This is a genomic window from Bradyrhizobium sp. USDA 4353, from assembly GCF_054063215.1.
Window position 1 is genome coordinate 144,811 of record NZ_JBSSGB010000001.1, and the last position, 19,033, is coordinate 163,843.

General features: G+C 65.6%; 19 protein-coding genes and 1 pseudogene. 7 read left to right on the forward strand and 13 right to left on the reverse strand.

Features of this window, described 5'->3' with window-relative positions:
* Positions 1-92: 92 nt before the first annotated feature.
* The 3 genes from bfr to ACVILH_RS00630 form a co-directional block, all read right to left on the reverse strand.
* Positions 93-578 carry a bacterioferritin gene (gene bfr, locus ACVILH_RS00620; protein ID WP_015665016.1) on the reverse strand — a complete coding sequence of 162 codons (486 nt, stop codon included), beginning with the start codon at positions 576-578 and terminating at the stop codon, positions 93-95.
* 120 nt (positions 579-698) lie between these two features.
* Positions 699-998 carry a (2Fe-2S)-binding protein gene (locus ACVILH_RS00625; protein ID WP_456711147.1) on the reverse strand — a complete coding sequence of 100 codons (300 nt, stop codon included), beginning with the start codon at positions 996-998 and terminating at the stop codon, positions 699-701.
* A 162-nt stretch (positions 999-1,160) separates the two neighbouring features.
* Positions 1,161-1,427, reverse strand: a complete 267-nt coding sequence (locus tag ACVILH_RS00630; protein WP_456711148.1) for a hypothetical protein — start codon at positions 1,425-1,427, stop codon at positions 1,161-1,163.
* Positions 1,428-1,594: 167 nt separating this feature from the next.
* Between ACVILH_RS00630 and ACVILH_RS00635 the strand changes: the two genes are divergently transcribed.
* Positions 1,595-1,951 carry a hypothetical protein gene (locus ACVILH_RS00635; RefSeq protein ID WP_456711149.1) on the forward strand — a complete coding sequence of 119 codons (357 nt, stop codon included), beginning with the start codon at positions 1,595-1,597 and terminating at the stop codon, positions 1,949-1,951.
* Between the two features lie 214 nt (positions 1,952-2,165).
* Positions 2,166-2,447 (forward strand): hypothetical protein, encoded by a 282-nt coding sequence (locus ACVILH_RS00640; RefSeq protein WP_006615582.1) that lies wholly within the window; start codon positions 2,166-2,168, stop codon positions 2,445-2,447.
* A gap of 85 nt (positions 2,448-2,532) precedes the next feature.
* Here ACVILH_RS00640 and ACVILH_RS00645 read toward each other — a convergent pair whose 3' ends face one another.
* The 4 genes from ACVILH_RS00645 to ettA form a co-directional block, all read right to left on the reverse strand.
* Complete coding sequence (locus ACVILH_RS00645) at positions 2,533-3,759, reverse strand: lytic murein transglycosylase (protein ID WP_456716833.1); 1,227 nt, start codon at positions 3,757-3,759, stop codon at positions 2,533-2,535.
* Between the two features lie 18 nt (positions 3,760-3,777).
* Positions 3,778-4,020, reverse strand: coding sequence for a hypothetical protein (locus tag ACVILH_RS00650; protein WP_456711150.1), 243 nt, complete (start codon positions 4,018-4,020; stop codon positions 3,778-3,780).
* A gap of 57 nt (positions 4,021-4,077) precedes the next feature.
* Positions 4,078-4,659: a TIGR00645 family protein gene (locus tag ACVILH_RS00655; protein ID WP_456711151.1), complete on the reverse strand. Its 582-nt coding sequence runs from the start codon at positions 4,657-4,659 to the stop codon at positions 4,078-4,080.
* A 142-nt stretch (positions 4,660-4,801) separates the two neighbouring features.
* The gene (gene ettA / locus ACVILH_RS00660; RefSeq protein WP_456711152.1) at positions 4,802-6,451 is read right to left on the reverse strand and encodes an energy-dependent translational throttle protein EttA; all 1,650 of its coding nucleotides are present in this window, start codon (positions 6,449-6,451) and stop codon (positions 4,802-4,804) included.
* A 295-nt stretch (positions 6,452-6,746) separates the two neighbouring features.
* On the opposite strand from ettA, the gene ACVILH_RS00665 reads away from it, so the two are divergent.
* Complete coding sequence (locus tag ACVILH_RS00665; RefSeq protein ID WP_456711153.1) at positions 6,747-6,965, forward strand: hypothetical protein; 219 nt, start codon at positions 6,747-6,749, stop codon at positions 6,963-6,965.
* A gap of 123 nt (positions 6,966-7,088) precedes the next feature.
* Positions 7,089-8,051 carry a D-2-hydroxyacid dehydrogenase family protein gene (locus ACVILH_RS00670; RefSeq protein WP_456716834.1) on the forward strand — a complete coding sequence of 321 codons (963 nt, stop codon included), beginning with the start codon at positions 7,089-7,091 and terminating at the stop codon, positions 8,049-8,051.
* A 78-nt stretch (positions 8,052-8,129) separates the two neighbouring features.
* On the opposite strand, the gene ACVILH_RS00675 is transcribed toward ACVILH_RS00670, so the two are convergent.
* On the reverse strand, positions 8,130-9,362 hold the full coding sequence (locus ACVILH_RS00675) for a L,D-transpeptidase family protein (protein WP_456711154.1): 1,233 nt from the start codon (positions 9,360-9,362) through the stop codon (positions 8,130-8,132).
* Positions 9,363-9,726: 364 nt separating this feature from the next.
* Between ACVILH_RS00675 and ACVILH_RS00680 the strand changes: the two genes are divergently transcribed.
* Entirely contained in the window at positions 9,727-10,746 is a 1,020-nt protein-coding gene (locus tag ACVILH_RS00680) for a hypothetical protein (protein WP_456711155.1), read from the forward strand.
* A gap of 9 nt (positions 10,747-10,755) precedes the next feature.
* On the opposite strand, the gene sseA is transcribed toward ACVILH_RS00680, so the two are convergent.
* From sseA to ACVILH_RS00695, 3 genes are all read right to left on the reverse strand, one after another.
* Positions 10,756-11,613, reverse strand: coding sequence for a 3-mercaptopyruvate sulfurtransferase (gene sseA, locus ACVILH_RS00685; protein ID WP_456711156.1), 858 nt, complete (start codon positions 11,611-11,613; stop codon positions 10,756-10,758).
* 109 nt (positions 11,614-11,722) lie between these two features.
* Positions 11,723-12,136: a rhodanese-like domain-containing protein gene (locus tag ACVILH_RS00690; protein WP_456711157.1), complete on the reverse strand. Its 414-nt coding sequence runs from the start codon at positions 12,134-12,136 to the stop codon at positions 11,723-11,725.
* A gap of 63 nt (positions 12,137-12,199) precedes the next feature.
* Complete coding sequence (locus tag ACVILH_RS00695) at positions 12,200-13,375, reverse strand: vWA domain-containing protein (protein WP_456716835.1); 1,176 nt, start codon at positions 13,373-13,375, stop codon at positions 12,200-12,202.
* Between the two features lie 117 nt (positions 13,376-13,492).
* Between ACVILH_RS00695 and ACVILH_RS00700 the strand changes: the two are divergent.
* Positions 13,493-13,737: pseudogene (locus tag ACVILH_RS00700) on the forward strand (GlsB/YeaQ/YmgE family stress response membrane protein).
* Positions 13,738-13,841: 104 nt separating this feature from the next.
* Positions 13,842-14,684, forward strand: coding sequence for an AAA family ATPase (locus ACVILH_RS00705; RefSeq protein WP_456711158.1), 843 nt, complete (start codon positions 13,842-13,844; stop codon positions 14,682-14,684).
* 46 nt (positions 14,685-14,730) lie between these two features.
* On the opposite strand, the gene ACVILH_RS00710 is transcribed toward ACVILH_RS00705, so the two are convergent.
* Together ACVILH_RS00710 and ACVILH_RS00715 are read right to left on the reverse strand one after the other, a co-directional pair.
* Positions 14,731-15,102, reverse strand: a complete 372-nt coding sequence (locus tag ACVILH_RS00710) for a response regulator (RefSeq protein WP_456711159.1) — start codon at positions 15,100-15,102, stop codon at positions 14,731-14,733.
* Positions 15,095-18,796 (reverse strand): PAS domain-containing protein, encoded by a 3,702-nt coding sequence (locus ACVILH_RS00715; RefSeq protein WP_456711160.1) that lies wholly within the window; start codon positions 18,794-18,796, stop codon positions 15,095-15,097. Before ACVILH_RS00715 ends, ACVILH_RS00710 begins: the two co-directional genes overlap by 8 nt.
* Between the last annotated feature and the right edge of the window lie 237 nt (positions 18,797-19,033).

The window sequence follows — 19,033 nt, forward strand, 5'->3', positions numbered from 1 at the left end:
TGTCTGCGATGGCCTTGCCGGTCGATTCAAGGCTTGAAAGCTTCGCCTTGAACCGACCTGTTGCAGAGAGGGGCGCCGCAAGGCGGCGAGCATCAATGCTCGCTCTCGAGTCCGCCGACGTGCTTCTGGGTGTAGAGTTCGAGGCCGATGCGGCCGATCAGATCGAGCTGCGTCTCGAGGAAGTCGATGTGATGCTCCTCGTCCTTCATCAGCCGCTCGAACAGGTCGCGCGACACGTAGTCCTTGACGCCGTGGCAGTAGGTTGCGGCTTCCTGATAGAGCGTCCGCGCGCCGATCTCGGCGGCGAGATCGCACTCGATGATCTCCTTGACGTTCTGTCCGATGCGCAAGGGGTCGAGCACCTGCATGTTCGGGAAGCCGTCGAGGAAGAGGATGCGGTCGGTGAACTTGTCGGCGTGCTCCATCTCCTCGATGGATTCCTTGCGCCAGACCTTGGCCATCTCCAGAAGGCCCCAGTTGTTGAGCAGGCGGTAATGCAGCCAATACTGGTTGATGGCAGTCAGCTCGCTGCGCAATCCCTTGTTGAGATATTCGATGACCTTGGGGTCGCCCTGCATAGATAAGCTCCGAAAAAGTTAGAGGCCGCAGGCGCTCCATAACAGGTTCGAAGTTCGGAGACGACCCCCGATCATGTGCATTTTTAGGGCGAAAGGGACGAGATTGAAGGCAAACGCACGTCAGCAGGCAGCCAGCGCGAACCGGCTCTGAATGTCGTCCTCGGCTACCGCGGGCGCGTGGCCATGTGCATGGGCGGGGGCATGTGCATGGGCGTGCGGGCAACCCGACTGGCACGCGCGCGCGCAAGGCCCCAGCGCCTCGTCGATGATGGTCTTGATCGTGCGCGCGCAACGGCCGCACTCCGCACTGCAACCCAGGCAGCCATAGACCTGCTTGGGGCTCCGCGGCAATTCGTCCGCGGATGTCACCGCCTTGCGGATGTCGTGATCGCTAATGACGTTGCAGGAACAAACAATCATGAGAACCGGCCACTCGTCTTGGGTCAGCTATCGATAGTCATCCGCATCTCCCCGCGCAAAGGGAAACCGGCGCTTTTGAAGCTATTCCAATCTCGTAGTTGACCTAGAACGGATCTAAGAATGCGATCTTGTCGCAGATCAAACTGACTGCAAATCGCCCCTTCAATCGCCCCCGCCTCCGTCGCCTCCACCCCCGTCGCCACCGCTATCCGATCCGCCGCCATCGACAGGATTTCCCATGACGTCCGTCCCGGTATTGCCGAACCAGCCTGAGGAGGTTCCCGATTCCCACGGCCAGGAGCCGCCCGAGTCCGCTCCTGTCGTATCGGCGCCGCTCCGCCGTCGCGTCCAATCCACCACGACCAGCAGGACGTAGCAGGCGCCTGCAGCCAGGCAGATGGCGACCGCGACGATCAGGGCGCTGGGCATTCATTCTCCCGACTGTTGTTTTTTGTGCGACGCAGCATTGAACGCATTCTCCGGATGGGTCGTCCAATGGGGCGAGCCCGTTCATTGATCATTCAAGCGGGATGTGGGAACGTGTGGCATGGCTTGATGCGCCATCTGCCGACCTGGAGTGAGAGAGGTTAAAGGTCATGAAGAAGACTCTTGCGGTCCTGGCCGCCGTCGCGACCGTGTCGAGCGCCGCGCTGGCTCCTGCCCCGGCTGAAGCGCGCAACGGGCGCGTTGCTGCAGGCGTCGCGGCGGGGCTGATCGGCGGCGCGCTCATTGGTGGCGCCATCGCCGCCGGCAGCAATCCCTATTATTACGGTCCCGGATACTCGTACTCGCCGGGCTATTCCTACGGGCCGGGCTACTCCTACGGACCGGGCTACTCGTACTATGGCGGCCCGGCCTATGTGTCCGACCCCGGCTATGCCTGCTACTGGCAGCGCCAGCGCTTCTGGGACGGCTATGGCTGGCGGATCCGCCGCGTGCGCGTGTGCGAGTGAGCGTTCACCTTCATTAATTCCATGACCTTGCACCGGAATTTCGAATGATCCTGGCCGGCGTGGCCAGAAAAAACCGTTTTTCCGTCGCATCAGGTCAGAGAGAGTTTACGGAGGGTTGACGGATTATCGTGTTTTCTCACGATGCTGACAGCCCTTCGAGCGTGAATCACCAACCCGGCGCCTCCAGGGGCGCTCCTCCAGGAGATCTCGGAAGATGAAGAAGATCCTGACCGCCGTGCTTGCGGTTGCGACAATCGCCGGCTCGCTGAGCGTGACTGCACCGGCTGCGAAGGCCGGCGACGTCGGGGCCGGCGTGGCCGCGGGCCTGATCGGCGGCGCCCTGATCGGCGGCGCGATCGCCTCCAGCCGTCCGGCCTATGGCGGCCCGGTCTATGTCGAAGCCCCCCCGCCGGCCCCGCCGCCGTGCGTGTGGCGCCGTGAGCGCTATTGGGACGGCTATGGCTGGGTCTCGCGCCCGGTCCGCGTCTGCTACTGATCGAAACCACGCATTTCGATGCGGCACGAGCCCGGCCCTGCGGCCGGGCTTTTTGCTGTCTGGCTCCCGGGCCTACCCGCCCCCGTCAGCGCGCGGCGTTGATCGCCTGCAGCACCGTTTCGCTCGGCCAGCAATCCACCTTCAGGCCGGCCCGTTTCTGGAACGTGCCGAGCGCGGCACGGGTCTGCATGCCCGCCTTGCCGTCCAGCTTGTCCCCATAGAGCCCGAGGCGCGTGAGACCCTTCTGCATCGCCTCGACGTCCTTGCTGCGCAATTGCTGGGACGCGGACCACGGCCTTGCAAATCCGGCCGGGCTGGTCATGCGGTCGGCGAGGTGGCCGACGAACAGCACGTAGAGGTCGGAGAAATTATACTCCTTGATGACGAAGTAATTGGCGGTCGTCAGGAACGCCGGGCCATAGATGCCCTCGGGCTGCAGCAGGGAGGCCGGCTGCTGCTGCTCGGCGGCGCTCAGCCGCTGGCCACGCACAGGCACGAAGCCGGCCCGCAGCCATTCCGCGATCGGCTTCTTCACCTCCGGCACGCCCATCGTGCAATCGACATTGGCCGGCGGCTTGACCTCGTAGGCCCAGCGCACGCCGCTCTGCCAGCCCTTGTTGGCGAGCTGCTTGGCCGCCGAGCCTAGCGCATCCGGCACCGAGTGCCAGAGATCGACCTTGCCGTCGCCGTCGAGATCGACGCCGTGCTTGTAGTACTCGGACGGCAGGAACTGCGTCAGGCCGACTGCGCCGCCCCAGGACGCCCGGAGATCGCGGCGCGTCACCACGCCGTCGCTCAGCATCTTGAGCGCCATGATGAACTCGGTGCGGTACTGGTCCTTGCGCCGGCCGACATAGGCCTGCGTCGCCAGCACGCGCAGCGCGTCATACGGCAGCGCATAGCGGCCGAAATCGGTCTCACGGCCCCAGATCGCGAGCACGATCGGCCCGGGCACGCCGAAGCGGCGCTCGATCTCGGCCAGAGCCGGCCGGTATTGCTGGATCAGCGTCTGGCCATGCGCGGCCAGCCGGGCAATCGAGGCTTCCTTGATGTAGTCGGCCGGCACCTGCACGAACTCGGCCTGCGCCGGCGCACCGGTCGCGGGACGGCCGGGCAGCAGCAGATCGGGCAGCTTGTAGTCAGGCTCGAGGCCGCGTGTCTCGGCATCGAACGTCGCACGCGACACGCCCTGCTCCTTGGCTTCGGGCCAGAGCGAGGCGACGAATTGCGTAAAGGCGGAGTCGGCGGCGTAAGAGACCGACAGAAGCGGCGAAACCGCGAGCAGCAGAATAGCGAGGAGCGCGCGCAACAGCACTGCTGGGCGTCCGCCCTAAGCTTCTGTCAGCTCAAGGCGCTTCTCCACGCGCTCGAGGCGACCCGAAACACGGTCAACGCGCTCCGAAAGCTCGGCAATCCGAACGTGCACCTGCCCAAGCTCGACGTGCACGTGGGCAACTTCGCGCTCGAGCCCACCCACGCGCTGCTTCACCTCGCGGACATCCTCGCGAAGCAAATCGAGCGTGCCCCGGATGAGACGCAGATGTTCAAGGACGATGTTTTCCACCTCGGTCATGAACCATGTCTACCACGATGCGAACGGGAAGTGAACGACCGACTTGCACTGCCTTACTCAGTGCTCCGCCGCCCGCTTCGCGTCCTCGATCGCGGCGTTCGACAGCTTGTCGACCACGGCGATGCCGATCGCGGAGAGAATGAAGACCGTGTGGATGATGGTCTGCCACATCACGCCGGTCTCGGTGTAGGTCGACTTGCCCGATGACAGCGCGCCGGCCTCGATGAACGTCCGGAGCAGATGGATCGAGGAGATGCCGATGATGGCCATCGCCAGCTTGATCTTCAGCACGCTGGCATTGACGTGGCTGAGCCATTCCGGCTCGTCCGGATGCCCCTGCAGGTTGAGCCGCGACACGAAGGTCTCATAGCCGCCGACGATCACCATCACGAGCAGGTTCGAGATCATCACGACGTCGATCAGGCCGAGCACCGCGAGCATGATCTGCTGCTCGGAGAAATCGAAGGCGTGCGCGAACAGGTGCCAGAGCTCCTTCAGGAACAGCACGACATAGACGCCCTGCGCGATGATCAGTCCGACATAGAGCGGCAGCTGCAGCCAGCGCGAGCCGAAGATCAGCATGGGAATGGGGCGCAGCGCACCGCCCTTGGAGGACAGGGACGCGTCGGAAGAAGACATGTGAGGAATCTCGCGGCGGGGGGGGATTGCGGATCATCTATCTACGCAATCGCAGCACGCGGAAAAGCGACAAGGGGCCGCAGCCGGGGCGCGACGCTTTGTCTCGGAACAGAGACCGCGTCGCGCCCCGGGAGTTCGGAAATCAGCGCGTCAGCTTCTTGTACTTGACCCGGTGCGGGATCACGCTGTCCTGGCCGAGCCGGCGCATCTTGTCCTTCTCGTAGTCCTGGAAGTTGCCCTCGAACCATTCGACATGGCTGTCGCCCTCGAAGGCCAGCATGTGGGTCGCGATGCGGTCGAGGAACCAGCGATCGTGGCTGATGATGACGGCGCAGCCGGCAAAATCCTCCAGGGCCTCCTCGAGCGCGCGCAGCGTGTCGACGTCGAGATCGTTGGTCGGCTCGTCGAGCAGCAGCACGTTGGCGCCGGACTTCAGCATCTTGGCAAGATGGACGCGGTTGCGCTCACCGCCGGAGAGCGCGCCGACCTTCTTCTGCTGGTCGGCGCCCTTGAAGTTGAACGCCGAGCAATAGCCGCGCGAGTTCACTTCCTTCTTGCCGAGCAGGATCAGCTCGTTGCCGCCGGAGATCTCCTCCCACACCGTCTTGTTGCCGTCGAGCGCGTCGCGCGACTGATCGACATAGCCGAGATGCACGGTCTCACCGACGGTGATGGTGCCGGCGTCGGGCTTCTCCTGCCCGGTGATCATGCGGAACAGCGTGGTCTTGCCGGCGCCGTTCGGGCCGATCACGCCGACGATGCCGCCGGGCGGCAGCTTGAAGGTGAGATTGTCGATCAGCACGCGGTCGCCGAAGCTCTTCGACAGGCCCTCGAAATCGACGACGTTGTTGCCGAGGCGCTCGGCCACGGGAATGATGATCTGCGCGGTCTGGGTCTGCTTCTCGCTGGCCTTCTTGAGCAGCTCCTCGTAGCGCTGGTAGCGCGCCTTCGACTTGGCCTGGCGCGCCTTCGGCGAGGCCGCGATCCACTCCTGCTCGCGCGCCAGGGTGCGTTGATGGGCGGCGTCCTCGCGACCCTCCTGCTCCAGCCGCTTCTGCTTCTGCTGCAGCCAGGACGAGTAGTTGCCCTCGTAGGGAATGCCGCGGCCGCGATCGAGCTCCAGGATCCAGCTGGTGACGTTGTCGAGGAAGTAGCGGTCGTGGGTGACGATCAGGATCGCGCCGGGGTAGTTGCGCAGATGGCCTTCGAGCCATGACACCGACTCGGCGTCGAGATGGTTGGTCGGCTCGTCGAGCAGCAGCAGGTCGGGCTGGTCGAGCAGCAGCCGGCACAGCGCGACGCGGCGGCGCTCACCGCCGGAGAGCTTGGTCACATCGGAATCGTCGGGCGGACAGCGCAGCGCATCCATCGCCTGGTCGACCTTGCTGTCGAGATCCCACAGGCCCTGGGCCTCGATCTCGTCCTGCAGCTTGGTCATCTCGTCGGCGGTTTCCTCGGAGTAGTTCATCGCCAGCTCGTTGTAGCGATCGAGGATCGCCTTCTGCTTGCCGACGCCGAGCATCACGTTCTCGCGCACCGTGAGCTTGGGATCGAGCTGCGGCTCCTGCTCGAGATAGCCGACGCGCGCGCCCTCTGCGACCCAGGCCTCGCCGGTGTAGTCCTTGTCGATGCCTGCCATGATCTTGAGCAGGGTCGACTTACCCGAGCCGTTGACACCGAGCACGCCGATCTTGGCGTCGGGATAGAAGGACAGATGGATGTTATCGAGCACCTTGCGGGTCGGATAGGTCTTGGACAGACCCTGCATGAAGTAGACGAACTGGCGCGCCATCGCGTGTCCCTCGAAACCTGCCGGAATTTTAAGGAAAATGGTTGCCGCTGATGTAACCGCGCGGTCCCCAAAGGGCAACCGGCGAGGCGGTCATTGGCCGGGACAATCACCGGGAGAATGAGGGTCCGAGCATCCCCGGCCGGCACGGATGATTACGGGTCCCTCACCATGTGTGCGGTCGATCACGACAATTGCAACCATCTTTTAATTAATTCGGCGGGACACTCGAGCTTGGCGCGCAAGAACCGCGCGCCCAACCGGCGAAAGCCCGAGACGACAACAGCGAGAGCCCGTCATGGCCACCCTTTCGTCAGCCTCCCTGCCCGCCGTGGCGGCAGAACGCCCGAGCCGATCCGGCCTGCTCGATGACGTCAGGACCTTCTGGCGCGAATTCGTCACGCGGGCCTTCAACCCGTACCGGCCGGAACTGCATTACATGCGCGGCCCGGGCCCCGCCTGGCGCGCCAAATATGGCGATGACGCCGCGTTCCGCCTCAAGGCCAATCTCGACTGAGCGCCTGGCGCGCTCCTGCTCCCGACGCGGCGCCTTGCGCCGTTGCCCGTTTACGCGCAAGCATGGCTCCATTCCTGACGGCGTCCATCGATGGCGCCCTCTTCCGATGAATGGACTCTGCCGATGACGCGGCTGCGCTGTGCAATCCTCGACGACTATTACGATACGGCCCTGTCGCTGGCAGATTGGCCGCGGCTGGCCGACCAGGTGGACGTCACCGCCTTCACGCACCCCTTCGCCACTGAGGACGCGGCGGCCGCCGCCCTGGCCGACATCGACATCGTCTGCGCCATGCGCGAGCGGACGCCGTTTCCGCGTACCCTGATCGAACGCCTGCCGAAGCTGAAGCTCCTGATCACCTCGGGCATGCGCAATGCCGCGATCGACATGGAAGCGGCCAAGGCCCGCGGCATCGTCGTCTGCGGCACGCAATATGGCCGCGATCCCACCGCGCCGCTGACCATGGGCCTGATCCTGGAGCTCACCCGCAAGATCGGCCAGGAGAATGCCCGGATGCATGCCGGACAGCCTTGGCAGGCGCTCGGCGGCGTCGAGATCGAGGGCAGGACGCTCGGCATCATCGGCCTCGGCAAGCTCGGCAGCAAGGTCGCGGGCCTGGCGAAGGCCTTCGGCATGAAGGTGATCGCTTGGAGCCCTAATCTGACGCCGGAGCGCTGCCAGGAGGCCGGCGTCGGCTACGCGGCGAAGGACGAGCTGTTCGCGACCGCCGACATCATCACCATCCACGTCGTGCTCAGCGACCGCTCGCGCGGACTGGTCGGCGCCGCCGATATCGCGCGGATGAAGCCATCGGCCTATCTGGTCAACACCTCGCGCGCGCCGATCGTGGACGAGGTGGCGCTCTTGCAGGCGCTGCGCGAGAAGCGCATCGCGGGGGCCGGCCTGGACGTGTTCTCGGTCGAGCCGCTGCCGGTGGCGCATCCGCTGCGCGGGCTCGACAACGTCGTGCTGACGCCGCACCTCGGCTACGTCACCGAGGAGAGCTTTCGCGCGCATTATGGCCAGATGGTCGAGTGCATCTCGGCCTGGCTCGGCGGCGTCGAGCCGCCGCGACGGCTGGCCTGACAGTTCGCCTGAAAGCGGCTCAAAACAAAACACCCTCCGCAAGGAGGGTGTTTTGCAATCTCATCGATCTCGGCTGCGTCAGCGGATAGTCACCGGCGGCGGCAGCGGCTGCATCGTCGCGGGCTGGGCGACCGGCACGTTGGCCTGGGCCTGAACCGGGGCCGGCGCAGGAGCGCCGTTGGCAGCGGCCGCCATGTTCTTGGACGAACCCGCCGGCGCGCCGCCAGGCATGACGACCACGCGGGTGCCGACCTTGACGCGGTCGAACAGGTCCGAGACGTCCTCGTTCAGCATGCCGATGCAGCCCGAGGAGACGAACTTGCCGATCGTCGAAGGCTGGTTGGTGCCGTGAATGCGGTACACGGTCGAGCCGAGATACATCGCGCGGGCTCCCAGCGGATTGCCGGGGCCGCCGGCCATGAAGCGCGGCAGGTAGGGCTGGCGCTCGATCATCTCGCTCGGCGGATACCAGTCAGGCCACTCGGTCTTCTTGGTGATCTTCTGCACGCCGGTCCAGGTGAAGCCCTCGCGGCCGACGCGGACGCCGTAGCGCATCGCGCGGCCATTGCCGAGCACGAGGTAGAGATAGGTGTTGGGCGTATCGACGACGATCGTTCCCGGCGGCTCCTTGGTAACGAAGTCGACCTCCTGACGGCGCAGGTTCGGCGGCAGCGGCGCGGGCGCAGCGTCCGGCTGCTCTTCCGGCGGCAGCGCGGCTACCGTCATCGGGCGGTCGCCGGCCGGCGGCTGCACGGCTCCGGTCACAGCCGGAGCGCCACCCACGGCACCCGGCGGGCGCGGCGCGCCGGCATCGCCGCCAGGCGCGCCATTGCCATAGGCACCACCATAAGCCTGCTGGCTGGGGTCCCGACGATCGCCATAGATCACCGGCGGCGGACCGGCCGGACGGCCATAGCGCGGATCATCCGGAGACATCACCGGACCATTGGCGGCGGAGCCATAGGTCGGCGCCACGGCGGGACGCCCATACCGGGGATCGTCGGGCGACATCACCGGTCCCGTCGGCGCGCCACCATAAACAGGCCCATTGGCCGGACGGCGATAACGCGGATCATCCGGCGACAGCACCGGACCGGGCGGCGGCAGAGCGGCCGAGTTGCCGGGAGTGTCCTCGTCATCGAGCGCGTCGAAATCCGGCCCCTGGCCGCGCGCATCGGTCGGGTAAGGTGTCGGCGCGGGCGAATACGCACCGGGCGCCGTCTGATAGACTTGCTGTGCCTCAGCAAACGAAGCTGCCGCCGCGCTCGCTGCCGCGACCGCGCAAACCGTCAGGATTTGTCTGATCATCATTGCCCTTGCAGTATCCCCAAGCCGCCGATTGGGACCTTTGCCTCGCCAAATGGCCGAAGATAGCGGCGCATTCAAGACAATTCCGGCCAGAGCGGTCCCATTTCGGCAATTTGTGATCATGTCTCCGTCGTTGCACGGAAGTCTCACGGCGCTGAAAAAGTGCAATGCAGCCGCGGCAGGCCGCATCAACGCCGCGATTTGCCGAGCGGGCGGGAACACTTTCGGTATTCTGACTTCAGCCTGATTCGCGATGCACGGCAGAAGCCGGCTCCGTCGCGAACGCGGCCATTCCCTGTGATCACCGCGTTCCCTACTGGCTCGAATGTCTCGGCAGTCCCGCTGCCGTGGCGGAGAGTTTCCGTCAATGCTTCCCGGCTTTCGTTTCCTCGTCGCCGCGATCGTCTGCTCCATCTCTCTCACCGTCTTCGGCATGGGCGCTGCCGCCCTGCTGCGCGCCGCCCATGAGCAGTTCGCCAGCAATTCGTCCTGGCGCTCGACGCAGGCGTCCGGCTTCACGACATTCCTGCCGCCGGCCGAGCCGGCGCCGGTTCTGGCCGTGCTGCGGGTCGAGCCGATCCCGCCGGTGACGCCGCCGGCCGCCGTCGTCGAGGCTCCCGTGACGACTGCGACTGCACCTGCCGATCAGCCGAGCGCGCCGGCGCCTGCCGTCACTGCGCCTGAGAAGGTCGATGTGGCGACCATCACGGAAGCCGCCGCCTTGCCGACGCCCTCGCTGCCGGCAGAAACGGTCGACACCAGCAAGACCACCATCATGCCGAAGACGATGGCAGCGCTCGACGATCGCCTCGACACCGCCAAGCCCGATGCGGCAAGCCCGGCGGTTTCAGCCACCGTCGTCGAGAAGGCGACTGACAAGCCGCGGATGGACACGACGTCCGAGCCCGCAGCCCAGCCCGCGTCGCCGGCCTCCAGCGAGGTTGCGCCAGCACCGACCCAGATCCCAGTGTCTCCACCCGCGCCGCAGATCCTGGCCAGCGCCGATCCGACCATGACCGCGATGGCGCCCGCAGCGGGCACTCCTGCACCGGCTCCGGTCGTGCTCGATCCCATCGCCGCCAAGCTTGCGGCGCTGGCTGAACAGCCGGTGCGTCAGGAGCGCCCGGCCGCCGGCGAGCATCGCGCCTCGGTGAAGGTTGCGAGCGTCCAATTGCGCCGGAGCATCTTGAAGAAGCGCAAGGAGCGCGAGAAGCAGCTTGCCGCCCGGCGCGCCAAGCAGCGACGCGTCGCCCAGCGGGTCAGGGCCGCGCGGCAGGCGGCGGCCCAACAGCAGCAGCAACAGCAGGCGTTCCCCGATCCGTTCGGACAGCCCTTCTCGCAGCCGCAAGCCATCGGTCAGCAAGCCGCGGCACCACGCACGCAATAGAAGCGTCGATCAGGCCGGTCCCGTCGCAACCGGCGGGCCGTTCTCGACGCCCCATTCCGACCACGAGCCGTCGTAGAGCGCGGTGTCGCGGATGCCGAGCCGATAAAGCGCCAACGTCAGCACCGCGGCCGAGACGCCGGAGCCGCAGGAGGTGACGATCGGCCTGCCGAGATCGACGCCGGCCGCGCCGAACGCCTGGCGCAGCTCATCGAGCGGCTTCATCACGCCGGTCGCGGCGTCGAACAGCTCCGCATAAGGCAGATTGCGGCTGCCGGGGATGTGCCCGGAGCGCAGGCCGGCCCGGGGCTCGGCGACCTCGCCGGCGAAGCGCGGCGCCTGGCGCGCGTCGATCACCTGCTCGGCATTTCCTGCGAGATTCGCGACCATCTGCTCGATCTTGCGCACGCGTGCGGCATCAAACATGGCTTGATAGTTGCCGAGCGCCGGCGTCACCTGACCGCTATCGACCGGCCGCCCCTCGGCGATCCACCTCTTCAAGCCACCGTCGAGCACGCGCACGTCCGTGTGGCCGAACGACAGGAACATCCACCAGGCCCGCGGCGCAGCGACCCAGCCGCCGGCATCGTAGACCACCACCGTGTCGCCATTGCTGACACCGAGCCGGGCGGCGTCGCGGCCGAACTGCTCCGCGCTCGGATACATGTGCGGCAGCGGATTGGAATGATCGGAGACCTCGTCGACATCGAAGAACACGGCGCCGGGAATATGCGCCTTCAGATAGTCGTCCTTCGGCAATGGCAGCACGCCGGGCATCTTGAAGGTGGCGTCCAGCACCTTGACCTTGGGATCGCCGAGATGCGCCGCGAGCCAGTCGGTGGTGACGAGCGGGTCGTTGGGGGTGGTCATCTGCAAGCACTCCAGGCGTCACATTCAGTCGTCATCGCCGGACTTGATCCGGCGATCCATCTCTTCAAGCGATGGACACGCGGGTCAAGCCCGCGTGTGACGCGTTCGTTCAATCCTTCTTCTTCGGCGCCCAGGCTTCGACCGGGCCGCCAGCGTCGCGCCAGGCGGCAAAGCCGCCCCCGATATGAGCCACGGGCTTGAGCCCCATATCCTTTGCCGTCTTGGCCGCAAGCGCGGAGCGCAGGCCGCCGGCGCAGTGGAAGATGAAGGTCTTGTCCTCCTGGAAGATCGGCTTGGCGTAGGGGCTCTGCGGATCGATCCAGAACTCCAGCATGCCGCGGGTGCAGGAAAACGCGCCAGGGATCCTGCCCTCGCGTTCGATCTCGCGGGGATCCCTGATATCAACGATCACGACGTCATCGCGCTTGGCCGCCTCGATCGCCTCAGCCGCAGAGAGCGTCTCGATCTCGGCATTGGCCTCGTCGAGCAGCGCCTTGATGCCGCGGGTGATGGTCTGGGGCATCCTCGAACCTCCCTGCTCCGTCTTTGCGGAGCGTCGTCTTGCCTGGTGTGATTCCGGGCCGGTCTACCGCACCAGCTCCTTCATCGCCGCCTCGAGTCCTTCGATCGTGATCGGGTACATGCGCTCGGAGAAGATGCGGCGGATGATGGTGGTGGACTCCGAGTAGTCCCAATGCTTCTGCGCCACCGGATTGAGCCACACCGTATGCGGATAGGTGCGGATCACGCGATCGAGCCACACCGACCCCGGCTCCTCGTTGACGTGCTCGACCGAGCCGCCAGGCACCATGATCTCGTACGGGGACATCGAGGCGTCGCCGACGAACACGACCTTGTAGTCGTGCGGATATTTATGCAGCACGTCCCAGGTCGGCGTGCGGTCGGTGAAGCGCCGCTTGTTCTGCTTCCACACGCCCTCATAGAGGCAGTTGTGGAAGTAGAAATATTCCATGTGCTTGAATTCGCTCTTCGCCGCCGAGAACAATTCCTCGACCTGGGCGACGTGCGAATCCATTGAGCCGCCGATGTCGAAGAACACCAGCACCTTGACCGCATTGCGCCGCTCGGGCCGCATGTGCACGTCGAGATAGCCGTGATTGGCGGTCTCACGAATGGTGGTGTCCAGATCGAGCTCGTCCGGCGCGCCGGTGCGGGCGAATTTCCGCAAGCGCCGTAGCGCGACCTTGATGTTGCGAATGCCCAGCTCAACATTGCCGTCGAGATCCTTGAACTCGCGGCGGTCCCACACCTTCACGGCGCGGTTGTTGCGGTTCTTGTCCTGGCCGATGCGCACGCCTTCGGGATTGTAGCCGTAGGCCCCGAATGGCGACGTGCCAGCCGTCCCGATCCACTTGTTGCCGCCCTGGTGCCGGCCCTTCTGCTCTTCCAGCCGCTTCTTCAAGGTCTCCATGAGCTTGTCCCAGCCCATGGCCTCGATCTCTTTCTTCTCCTCCTCGGTGAGGTACTTCTCGGCCAGCTTCCTCAGCCACTCCTCGGGGATCTCGGCCTTCTCCATCGCATCCAGGAGATTTTCCAATCCCTTGAACACGGTGCCGAACACGCGATCGAACTTGTCGAGATTGCGCTCGTCCTTCACCAGCGCCGTGCGCGACAGATAGTAGAAGTTCTCGACCGAATGCTCGGCGAGATCGGCATCGATCGCCTCCATCAGCGTGAGATATTCACGCAAGGAGACCGGGACCTGCGCGTCGCGCAGTGCTGTGAAGAATTGCAGGAACATGCCCATTAGATCGCGCGGCCAAGAGGGCACGTCAAGGGCCGCTCCTTGGGCATGGCCTGGACCGGGCGGCTTTTTGCTCTACAATCCCTGGGAACCACGGATGGAATGGGGGTTTTCATGGGTATCATTGCAGCGCTGATCATCGGCGCCATCGCGGGCTGGCTGGCGGGACTGATCGTGCGAGGCGCCGGTTTCGGCCTGATCGGCAACATGGTGGTCGGCATTGTCGGCGCCCTGGTCGCGAGCTACGTGCTGCCGGCGCTGCACATCGCGCTGGCCAGCGGCACTTTGGGGGCGATCTGGACGCCACGATCGGCGCGGTCATTGTGCTCGTGATCCTCTCATTGATCAGGCGCGCTTGATTATTTCCGCTTCTGATGGCAGCCATCATCTCAAGGCCGCTGCCGCGGCGTAGCCACTCAACACAAGTTCGAGCCATACAAGTTCGATCCGGAAGCGAGGCGTGATGAAATTTACCGGGACCCAGGACTACGTCGCCACCGACGACCTCAAAGTGGCCGTCAATGCGGCGATCGTGCTCGAACGGCCGCTGCTGGTGAAGGGCGAGCCGGGGACCGGCAAGACCGTGCTGGCCGAGGAGGTCGCCAAGGCCGTCAACGCGCCGCTGCTCACCTGGCACATCAAGTCCACCACCAAGGCGCAGCAGGGCCTCTATGAATACGACGCCGTCTCCCGCCTGCGTGACAGCCAGCTCGGCGACAGCCGCGTGTCGGACATCAAGAACTACATCAAGCGCGGCAAGCTGTGGGAGGCCTTCACCGCCGAGCAGCGCCCGGTGCTGCTGATCGACGAGATCGACAAGGCTGACATCGAGTTTCCGAACGACCTGCTGCTCGAGCTCGACCGGATGGAATTTCACGTCTACGAGACCAACGAGACCATCAAGGCCAAGCTGCGCCCGATCGTCATCATCACCTCCAACAACGAGAAGGAGCTGCCCGACGCCTTCCTGCGCCGCTGCTTCTTCCACTACATCAATTTCCCCGACGCGGACACGATGGGGCGCATCGTCGACGTGCATTTCCCGAACATCAAGAAGCGGCTGGTCGAGGAAGCCTTGCGCATCTTCTTCGAGGTGCGCGACGTGCCCGGCCTGAAGAAGAAGCCGTCGACCTCCGAGTTGCTCGACTGGCTCAAGCTGCTGCTCAACGAGGACATCGGCCCCGAGCAGCTGCGCGAGCGCGATCCGCGCAAGCTGATCCCGCCGCTGCACGGCGCGCTCCTGAAGAACGAGCAGGACGTGCACCTGTTCGAGCGGCTCGCCTTCCTCAGCCGCCGCGAGGTCTGAGACCTCGCTCCCCGGAGCGACGGGGCGAAGCATTTGCTCGCCCCGTTCAATGTCCGACCATGCGCCCGAGCGCACGGATGATGCCGTCGACCGCGATCGGCTTCTCGCAACGGAGAATGTTCGAGAACCGGTCCGGAATGATCGACTCGTCATAGCCGGTCGTGAATACGAAGGGCACGCCGCGTTCCACCAGCAGATCCGCCACCGGGAACGCCATCTCGCCGCGCAGATTGACGTCGAGCACGGCGACTTCGATGCGCTGCTCCCGCTTGATCAAATCGAGCGCGTCCGGGACGGTTCCCACCGGCCCCAGAACGGTGCCGCCGGCATCGCCGAAAGCGCAGCGCAGCTCGTCCGCCAGCATGTATTCGTCCTCGACGATGAGGATGTGTCGATCGCGAAGCGAGCGTTCAGGCATGCTCCTCGAGCTCCAATGTGGTGAGCGAAACAGGAATCGAGATGGTGCAACGGACGCCGTCAGGGGCGAAGGTGTAGGAGGTCCTGGCGCTGAGCTGATAGGGCAAGGCCTGCTCGATCAGCTCCCGCCCCTGCCCCGTCCCGCCGGGCATCGCGCCGGGTGGCGGCATGTCGACGCCGCTCTCGCGCCAGTCGATGTGCAGCCAGGGCGTTTCGTCCGCGCTGTGGCGTTCGAGCGACCAGGACACCGCGAGATGGCCTGAGGGCTGCGCCAGCGCACCATATTTGACCGCGTTGGTGGCGAGCTCATGCAGCGCCATCGCGAGCGTCTGCACGGTCGAGGACCGCAGCCGCACGCCGGACGGCCCCGACAGCTCGACGCGCTCAGAGCCGCCCGCCACCGCAGACAGCTCGCTGCGGATCAGATCGTCGAAGCTGACGCGGTCATGCTCCGTCAGGCGCGACAACAGCCCCTGCACGCGGGACAACGTGTCCAGCCGATCGCGGTAGCGCGCGCGGAAATCGGCGAGGTCCGTGCTGGCGCGCGCCGTCTTGTCGGCCATCGAGCGGACCACGCCCAGCAGGTTGCGCGTGCGATGCTGCAGCTCGGCCACCAGCACCTTCTGCCGCTCCTCCCATTCGCGCCGCTCCGTTACGTCGACCATCGCACCCGTCATGCGGATCGGCTGTCCGGCATCGTCGTAGAAGAAGCGACCGCGGCCATACAGGCAGCGCACGCTGCCGTCCGGGTGGACTACGCGAAACTCGCGCGCATACTCCTCACGCAGCTCCATCGCCCGGCGGAGTGCCGCCTCCGTTGCGGTGCGATCCTCCGGATGAAGTCGCGCGGTCCAGGCTTCGTAGCTAGGCGTCACCTCGCCGACACCGTAGCCTTCCATGCGGAAGTGCTCGTCCGACCAGTAGACCTCGCCGGTCGCAACGTTCCAGTCCCACAAGCCCAGCCGCCCGACCTCGACCGCGTTGCGCAGCCGCTCCTCGCTCTTGCGCAGCTCATATTCGGCCTGCTTCTGCTCGGTGATGTCGCGTGTGGCCCCGAACCACTCCACGATCTCACCGTCGTCACGACGCATGGGAATGGCGCGCGAATGCGCCCAGCCCAGCGTGCCGTCGACGCGGATCACACGGTGCTCCAGCTCGAAGACGCTCTTGGCCCTGATCGCCCCGGTGATAGCGGCCCTGACCTGCGGCTGATCGTCCGGATGAATGTACTTGGCGAGCCAGTGCCGGCTCGGCGCCATCGTGTCGGCAATGAAATCCTTGCCTTGGAGATAGCGCATCTCCGTCCAATCGGGGCTCATGCAAAAAACGATATCGGAGCTTGCCGTGACGAAAGCACGGAAGCGCTCCTCACTGGCGCGCAGACGCTCGGTCGCCTCGGCGCGCAAGCGCGCCATCTTCAGGTGCGCCTCGACCCGCGCCAGCAGCTCGCGGGCGCTGAAGGGCTTGATCAGGTAATCATCCGCACCCGCTTGCATGCCTTCGACGCGGCTTTCCTCGCCCGCACGCGCCGACAGCAGGATGACGGGAAGGGTGCTGACCTCCCTGTCGGCGCGGATGCGTGCGAGCAGCTGAATGCCATCGAGCCGCGGCATCATGATGTCGGACAAGACGAGATCGGGCTTGGCCCTGGCGATCGCTGCGAGCGCCGCCTCGCCGTCGCCGACCGACACGACATCGTAGTGCGCCGCGAGCAACCGGCGGACATAGTCGCGCATGTCGGCATTATCGTCGGCGAGCAGGATGCGGGCGCGAGCTTCGCTCCCTTCCCCTTCCTCAGCCGTCGAGATCTCCATGCCGGAAGCGGCATGCTCGACAACCCCAAGCGGATCCGGCAGCCAGTGCAGAGCCTCCTCGATGAAGGCGCGCGCACCGCGCACGGTCGGCGCCTGCGCTGCGGAGAGGTCGATCTGCCCGGACGGAAGGTGGCTCCGGCCCTGCGGAATATCAACCGTGAAGACGCTGCCACGTCCGAGCGTACTGGTGACGGCGATCGATCCGCCGTGCAGCCTCGCAAGCTCCTGCACGAGGGCGAGGCCGATCCCCGAGCCTTCATGCGTTCGGCCATCCGCACCCGCGACACGATGAAAGCGCTCGAACAGCTTCGGCAGCTCGTCCTGCGGAATGCCCGTGCCGGTATCGCGAACGGCGAGCTCGAATTTTCCGTCGATCGCGCGCAGCTTCACCTCGATCTCGCCGGTGAAGGTGAACTTGAAGGCGTTGGAGAGCAGGTTGAGGACGATCTTCTCCCACATCTCGCGGTCGACGAAGGCGGGCTCTTGGAGAGGCGGGCAATCGACGATCAGCTTCATGCCCGCAGCCTCGATCGCCGAGCGGAACACGCTGGCGACCTCCTCCGTCAATCTCGCCAGATCGGTCGGGGCGAAAACGGCCTGCATCCGACCGGCTTCGATGCGCGAGAACTCCAACAGCGAGTTGACGAGCTTGAGCAGCCGCAGGGCGTTGCGCTGGGCGATCTCCAGGCCGCCGCGGTCCGGTGGCAACGGCCCCTCGGGCCGCGACAGCACGTCGTCGAGCGGCCCGAGCATGAGTGTGAGCGGTGTGCGGAATTCGTGGCTGACATTTGCGAAGAACGCGGTCTTAGCCCGGTCGATCTCGGCCAGCGTCTCGGCGCGCCGCCGCTCCTCCTCATAAGCGAGCGTCTCGGCGAACGAGCTGCCGAGCTGGGTTGCCATCAGCGTGAAGAAGCCCTGGTGCTCCTCATCGAGCGCGCGGCGCGGATTGACGCCGCAGATCAGGATCGCGGTCGGCCGCTCGCGTCCGGTCGTGACCGGAAGCAGCAGTGCGAGCCGTGGCGGTTCGGGCCAGGCGCCTCTCGGCACATCCGGAAACCTTGCGCCCGCGAGCTCGACGCGAATCGGCGCCACCGCATGCGCCGCCTCCCGGAGCGGCCAGAGTGCGTCAGCCTCGGCATCGAGAGCGATCTGCTTTGGCGCAACGGCACCGCCGGGCTCGACGCCGGACGCGCCGAGCAACTGCGCCGATCGTCCATCCTCGCTCGGCTGGTAGATCAGCGCAAACGGGACGTCGTGCGCATTCTCGGCGAGGACAGCGGCCACGCCACGGCAGGCATGCTGCAAGCTCTCGGCGCGACCACGCGCAGCGAGATCGCGCAAGGTCCGCATGCGGCGCTCGCCGACGACTTTCGCGGTGGTCTCGATGACTGGCGTGAACACGCCGCCGACGCCGCCGGTCTCGTCGCGAATCGGCGAATAGGAGAACGAGAAGTAGGTTTCCTCGAGATAGCCGTGGCGATCCATGAACAGCGGCAGGTCGCGCGAGCGCGTCGCCTCGCCGCGCGCGATGACCTGCTGCAGCATGGGGCCGATGACATCCCAGATCTCCGGCCACACGGCGCGGCCCGAAGTGCCCAGGGCGAAGGGGTGCTTCTGCGAGCCCAGGATCGATCGGTACTCGTCGTTGTAGAGCATGACGAGCTCGGGTCCCCACCAGATCAGGATGGGGAATGCACAGTCGAGGCAGGTGCTGATGGAGGTGCGCAACGATTGCGGCCAGCACTCCGGCGGGCCCAGCGGCGATCGCGACCAATCATGGGCACGCATCAGCGCCCCCATCTGTCCGCCGCCCTGGAGGAAATCGGCCCCGGACGCGAGGACCTGAAACGTCGCACGGCTGGCGTCCGAGTGCTCGTTCACGCGTTGCCCCATTGTTGCCGGACAGTAACCCGAAATGCGCGCGCTCGCCAATTCATGGGCTCTCCCGCGACAACGACGGTCCAGCATGGAACCGGCGAGCAAGCCGTGGGTTCCATATTCGGCAACGCCATCCACAGCCGATCCGGAATACGGGACAAGCCACCCGGAATGCTCGACGGGCGCGCCACGACTTGATATCCGCCACCCTCTGCGAGACGCGGGTTTGAGTCGGGGCAC

What these genes read in the sequence shown, in the direction of transcription:
- ACVILH_RS00710 (WP_456711159.1), bottom strand. Translation starts at nt 15,102, where the DNA reads ATGCCTGAACGCTCGCTTCGCGATCGACACATCCTCATCGTCGAGGAC.
- bfr (WP_015665016.1), bottom strand. Translation starts at nt 578, where the DNA reads ATGCAGGGCGACCCCAAGGTCATCGAATATCTCAACAAGGGATTGCGC.
- ACVILH_RS00690 (WP_456711157.1), bottom strand. Translation starts at nt 12,136, where the DNA reads ATGCCCCAGACCATCACCCGCGGCATCAAGGCGCTGCTCGACGAGGCC.
- ACVILH_RS00670 (WP_456716834.1), top strand. Translation starts at nt 7,089, where the DNA reads ATGACGCGGCTGCGCTGTGCAATCCTCGACGACTATTACGATACGGCC.
- ACVILH_RS00655 (WP_456711151.1), bottom strand. Translation starts at nt 4,659, where the DNA reads ATGTCTTCTTCCGACGCGTCCCTGTCCTCCAAGGGCGGTGCGCTGCGC.
- sseA (WP_456711156.1), bottom strand. Translation starts at nt 11,613, where the DNA reads ATGACCACCCCCAACGACCCGCTCGTCACCACCGACTGGCTCGCGGCG.
- ACVILH_RS00635 (WP_456711149.1), top strand. Translation starts at nt 1,595, where the DNA reads ATGAAGAAGACTCTTGCGGTCCTGGCCGCCGTCGCGACCGTGTCGAGC.
- ACVILH_RS00640 (WP_006615582.1), top strand. Translation starts at nt 2,166, where the DNA reads ATGAAGAAGATCCTGACCGCCGTGCTTGCGGTTGCGACAATCGCCGGC.
- ACVILH_RS00675 (WP_456711154.1), bottom strand. Translation starts at nt 9,362, where the DNA reads ATGATGATCAGACAAATCCTGACGGTTTGCGCGGTCGCGGCAGCGAGC.
- ACVILH_RS00705 (WP_456711158.1), top strand. Translation starts at nt 13,842, where the DNA reads ATGAAATTTACCGGGACCCAGGACTACGTCGCCACCGACGACCTCAAA.
- ACVILH_RS00625 (WP_456711147.1), bottom strand. Translation starts at nt 998, where the DNA reads ATGATTGTTTGTTCCTGCAACGTCATTAGCGATCACGACATCCGCAAG.
- ACVILH_RS00650 (WP_456711150.1), bottom strand. Translation starts at nt 4,020, where the DNA reads ATGACCGAGGTGGAAAACATCGTCCTTGAACATCTGCGTCTCATCCGG.
- ACVILH_RS00630 (WP_456711148.1), bottom strand. Translation starts at nt 1,427, where the DNA reads ATGCCCAGCGCCCTGATCGTCGCGGTCGCCATCTGCCTGGCTGCAGGC.
- ettA (WP_456711152.1), bottom strand. Translation starts at nt 6,451, where the DNA reads ATGGCGCGCCAGTTCGTCTACTTCATGCAGGGTCTGTCCAAGACCTAT.
- ACVILH_RS00680 (WP_456711155.1), top strand. Translation starts at nt 9,727, where the DNA reads ATGCTTCCCGGCTTTCGTTTCCTCGTCGCCGCGATCGTCTGCTCCATC.
- ACVILH_RS00695 (WP_456716835.1), bottom strand. Translation starts at nt 13,375, where the DNA reads ATGTTCCTGCAATTCTTCACAGCACTGCGCGACGCGCAGGTCCCGGTC.
- ACVILH_RS00665 (WP_456711153.1), top strand. Translation starts at nt 6,747, where the DNA reads ATGGCCACCCTTTCGTCAGCCTCCCTGCCCGCCGTGGCGGCAGAACGC.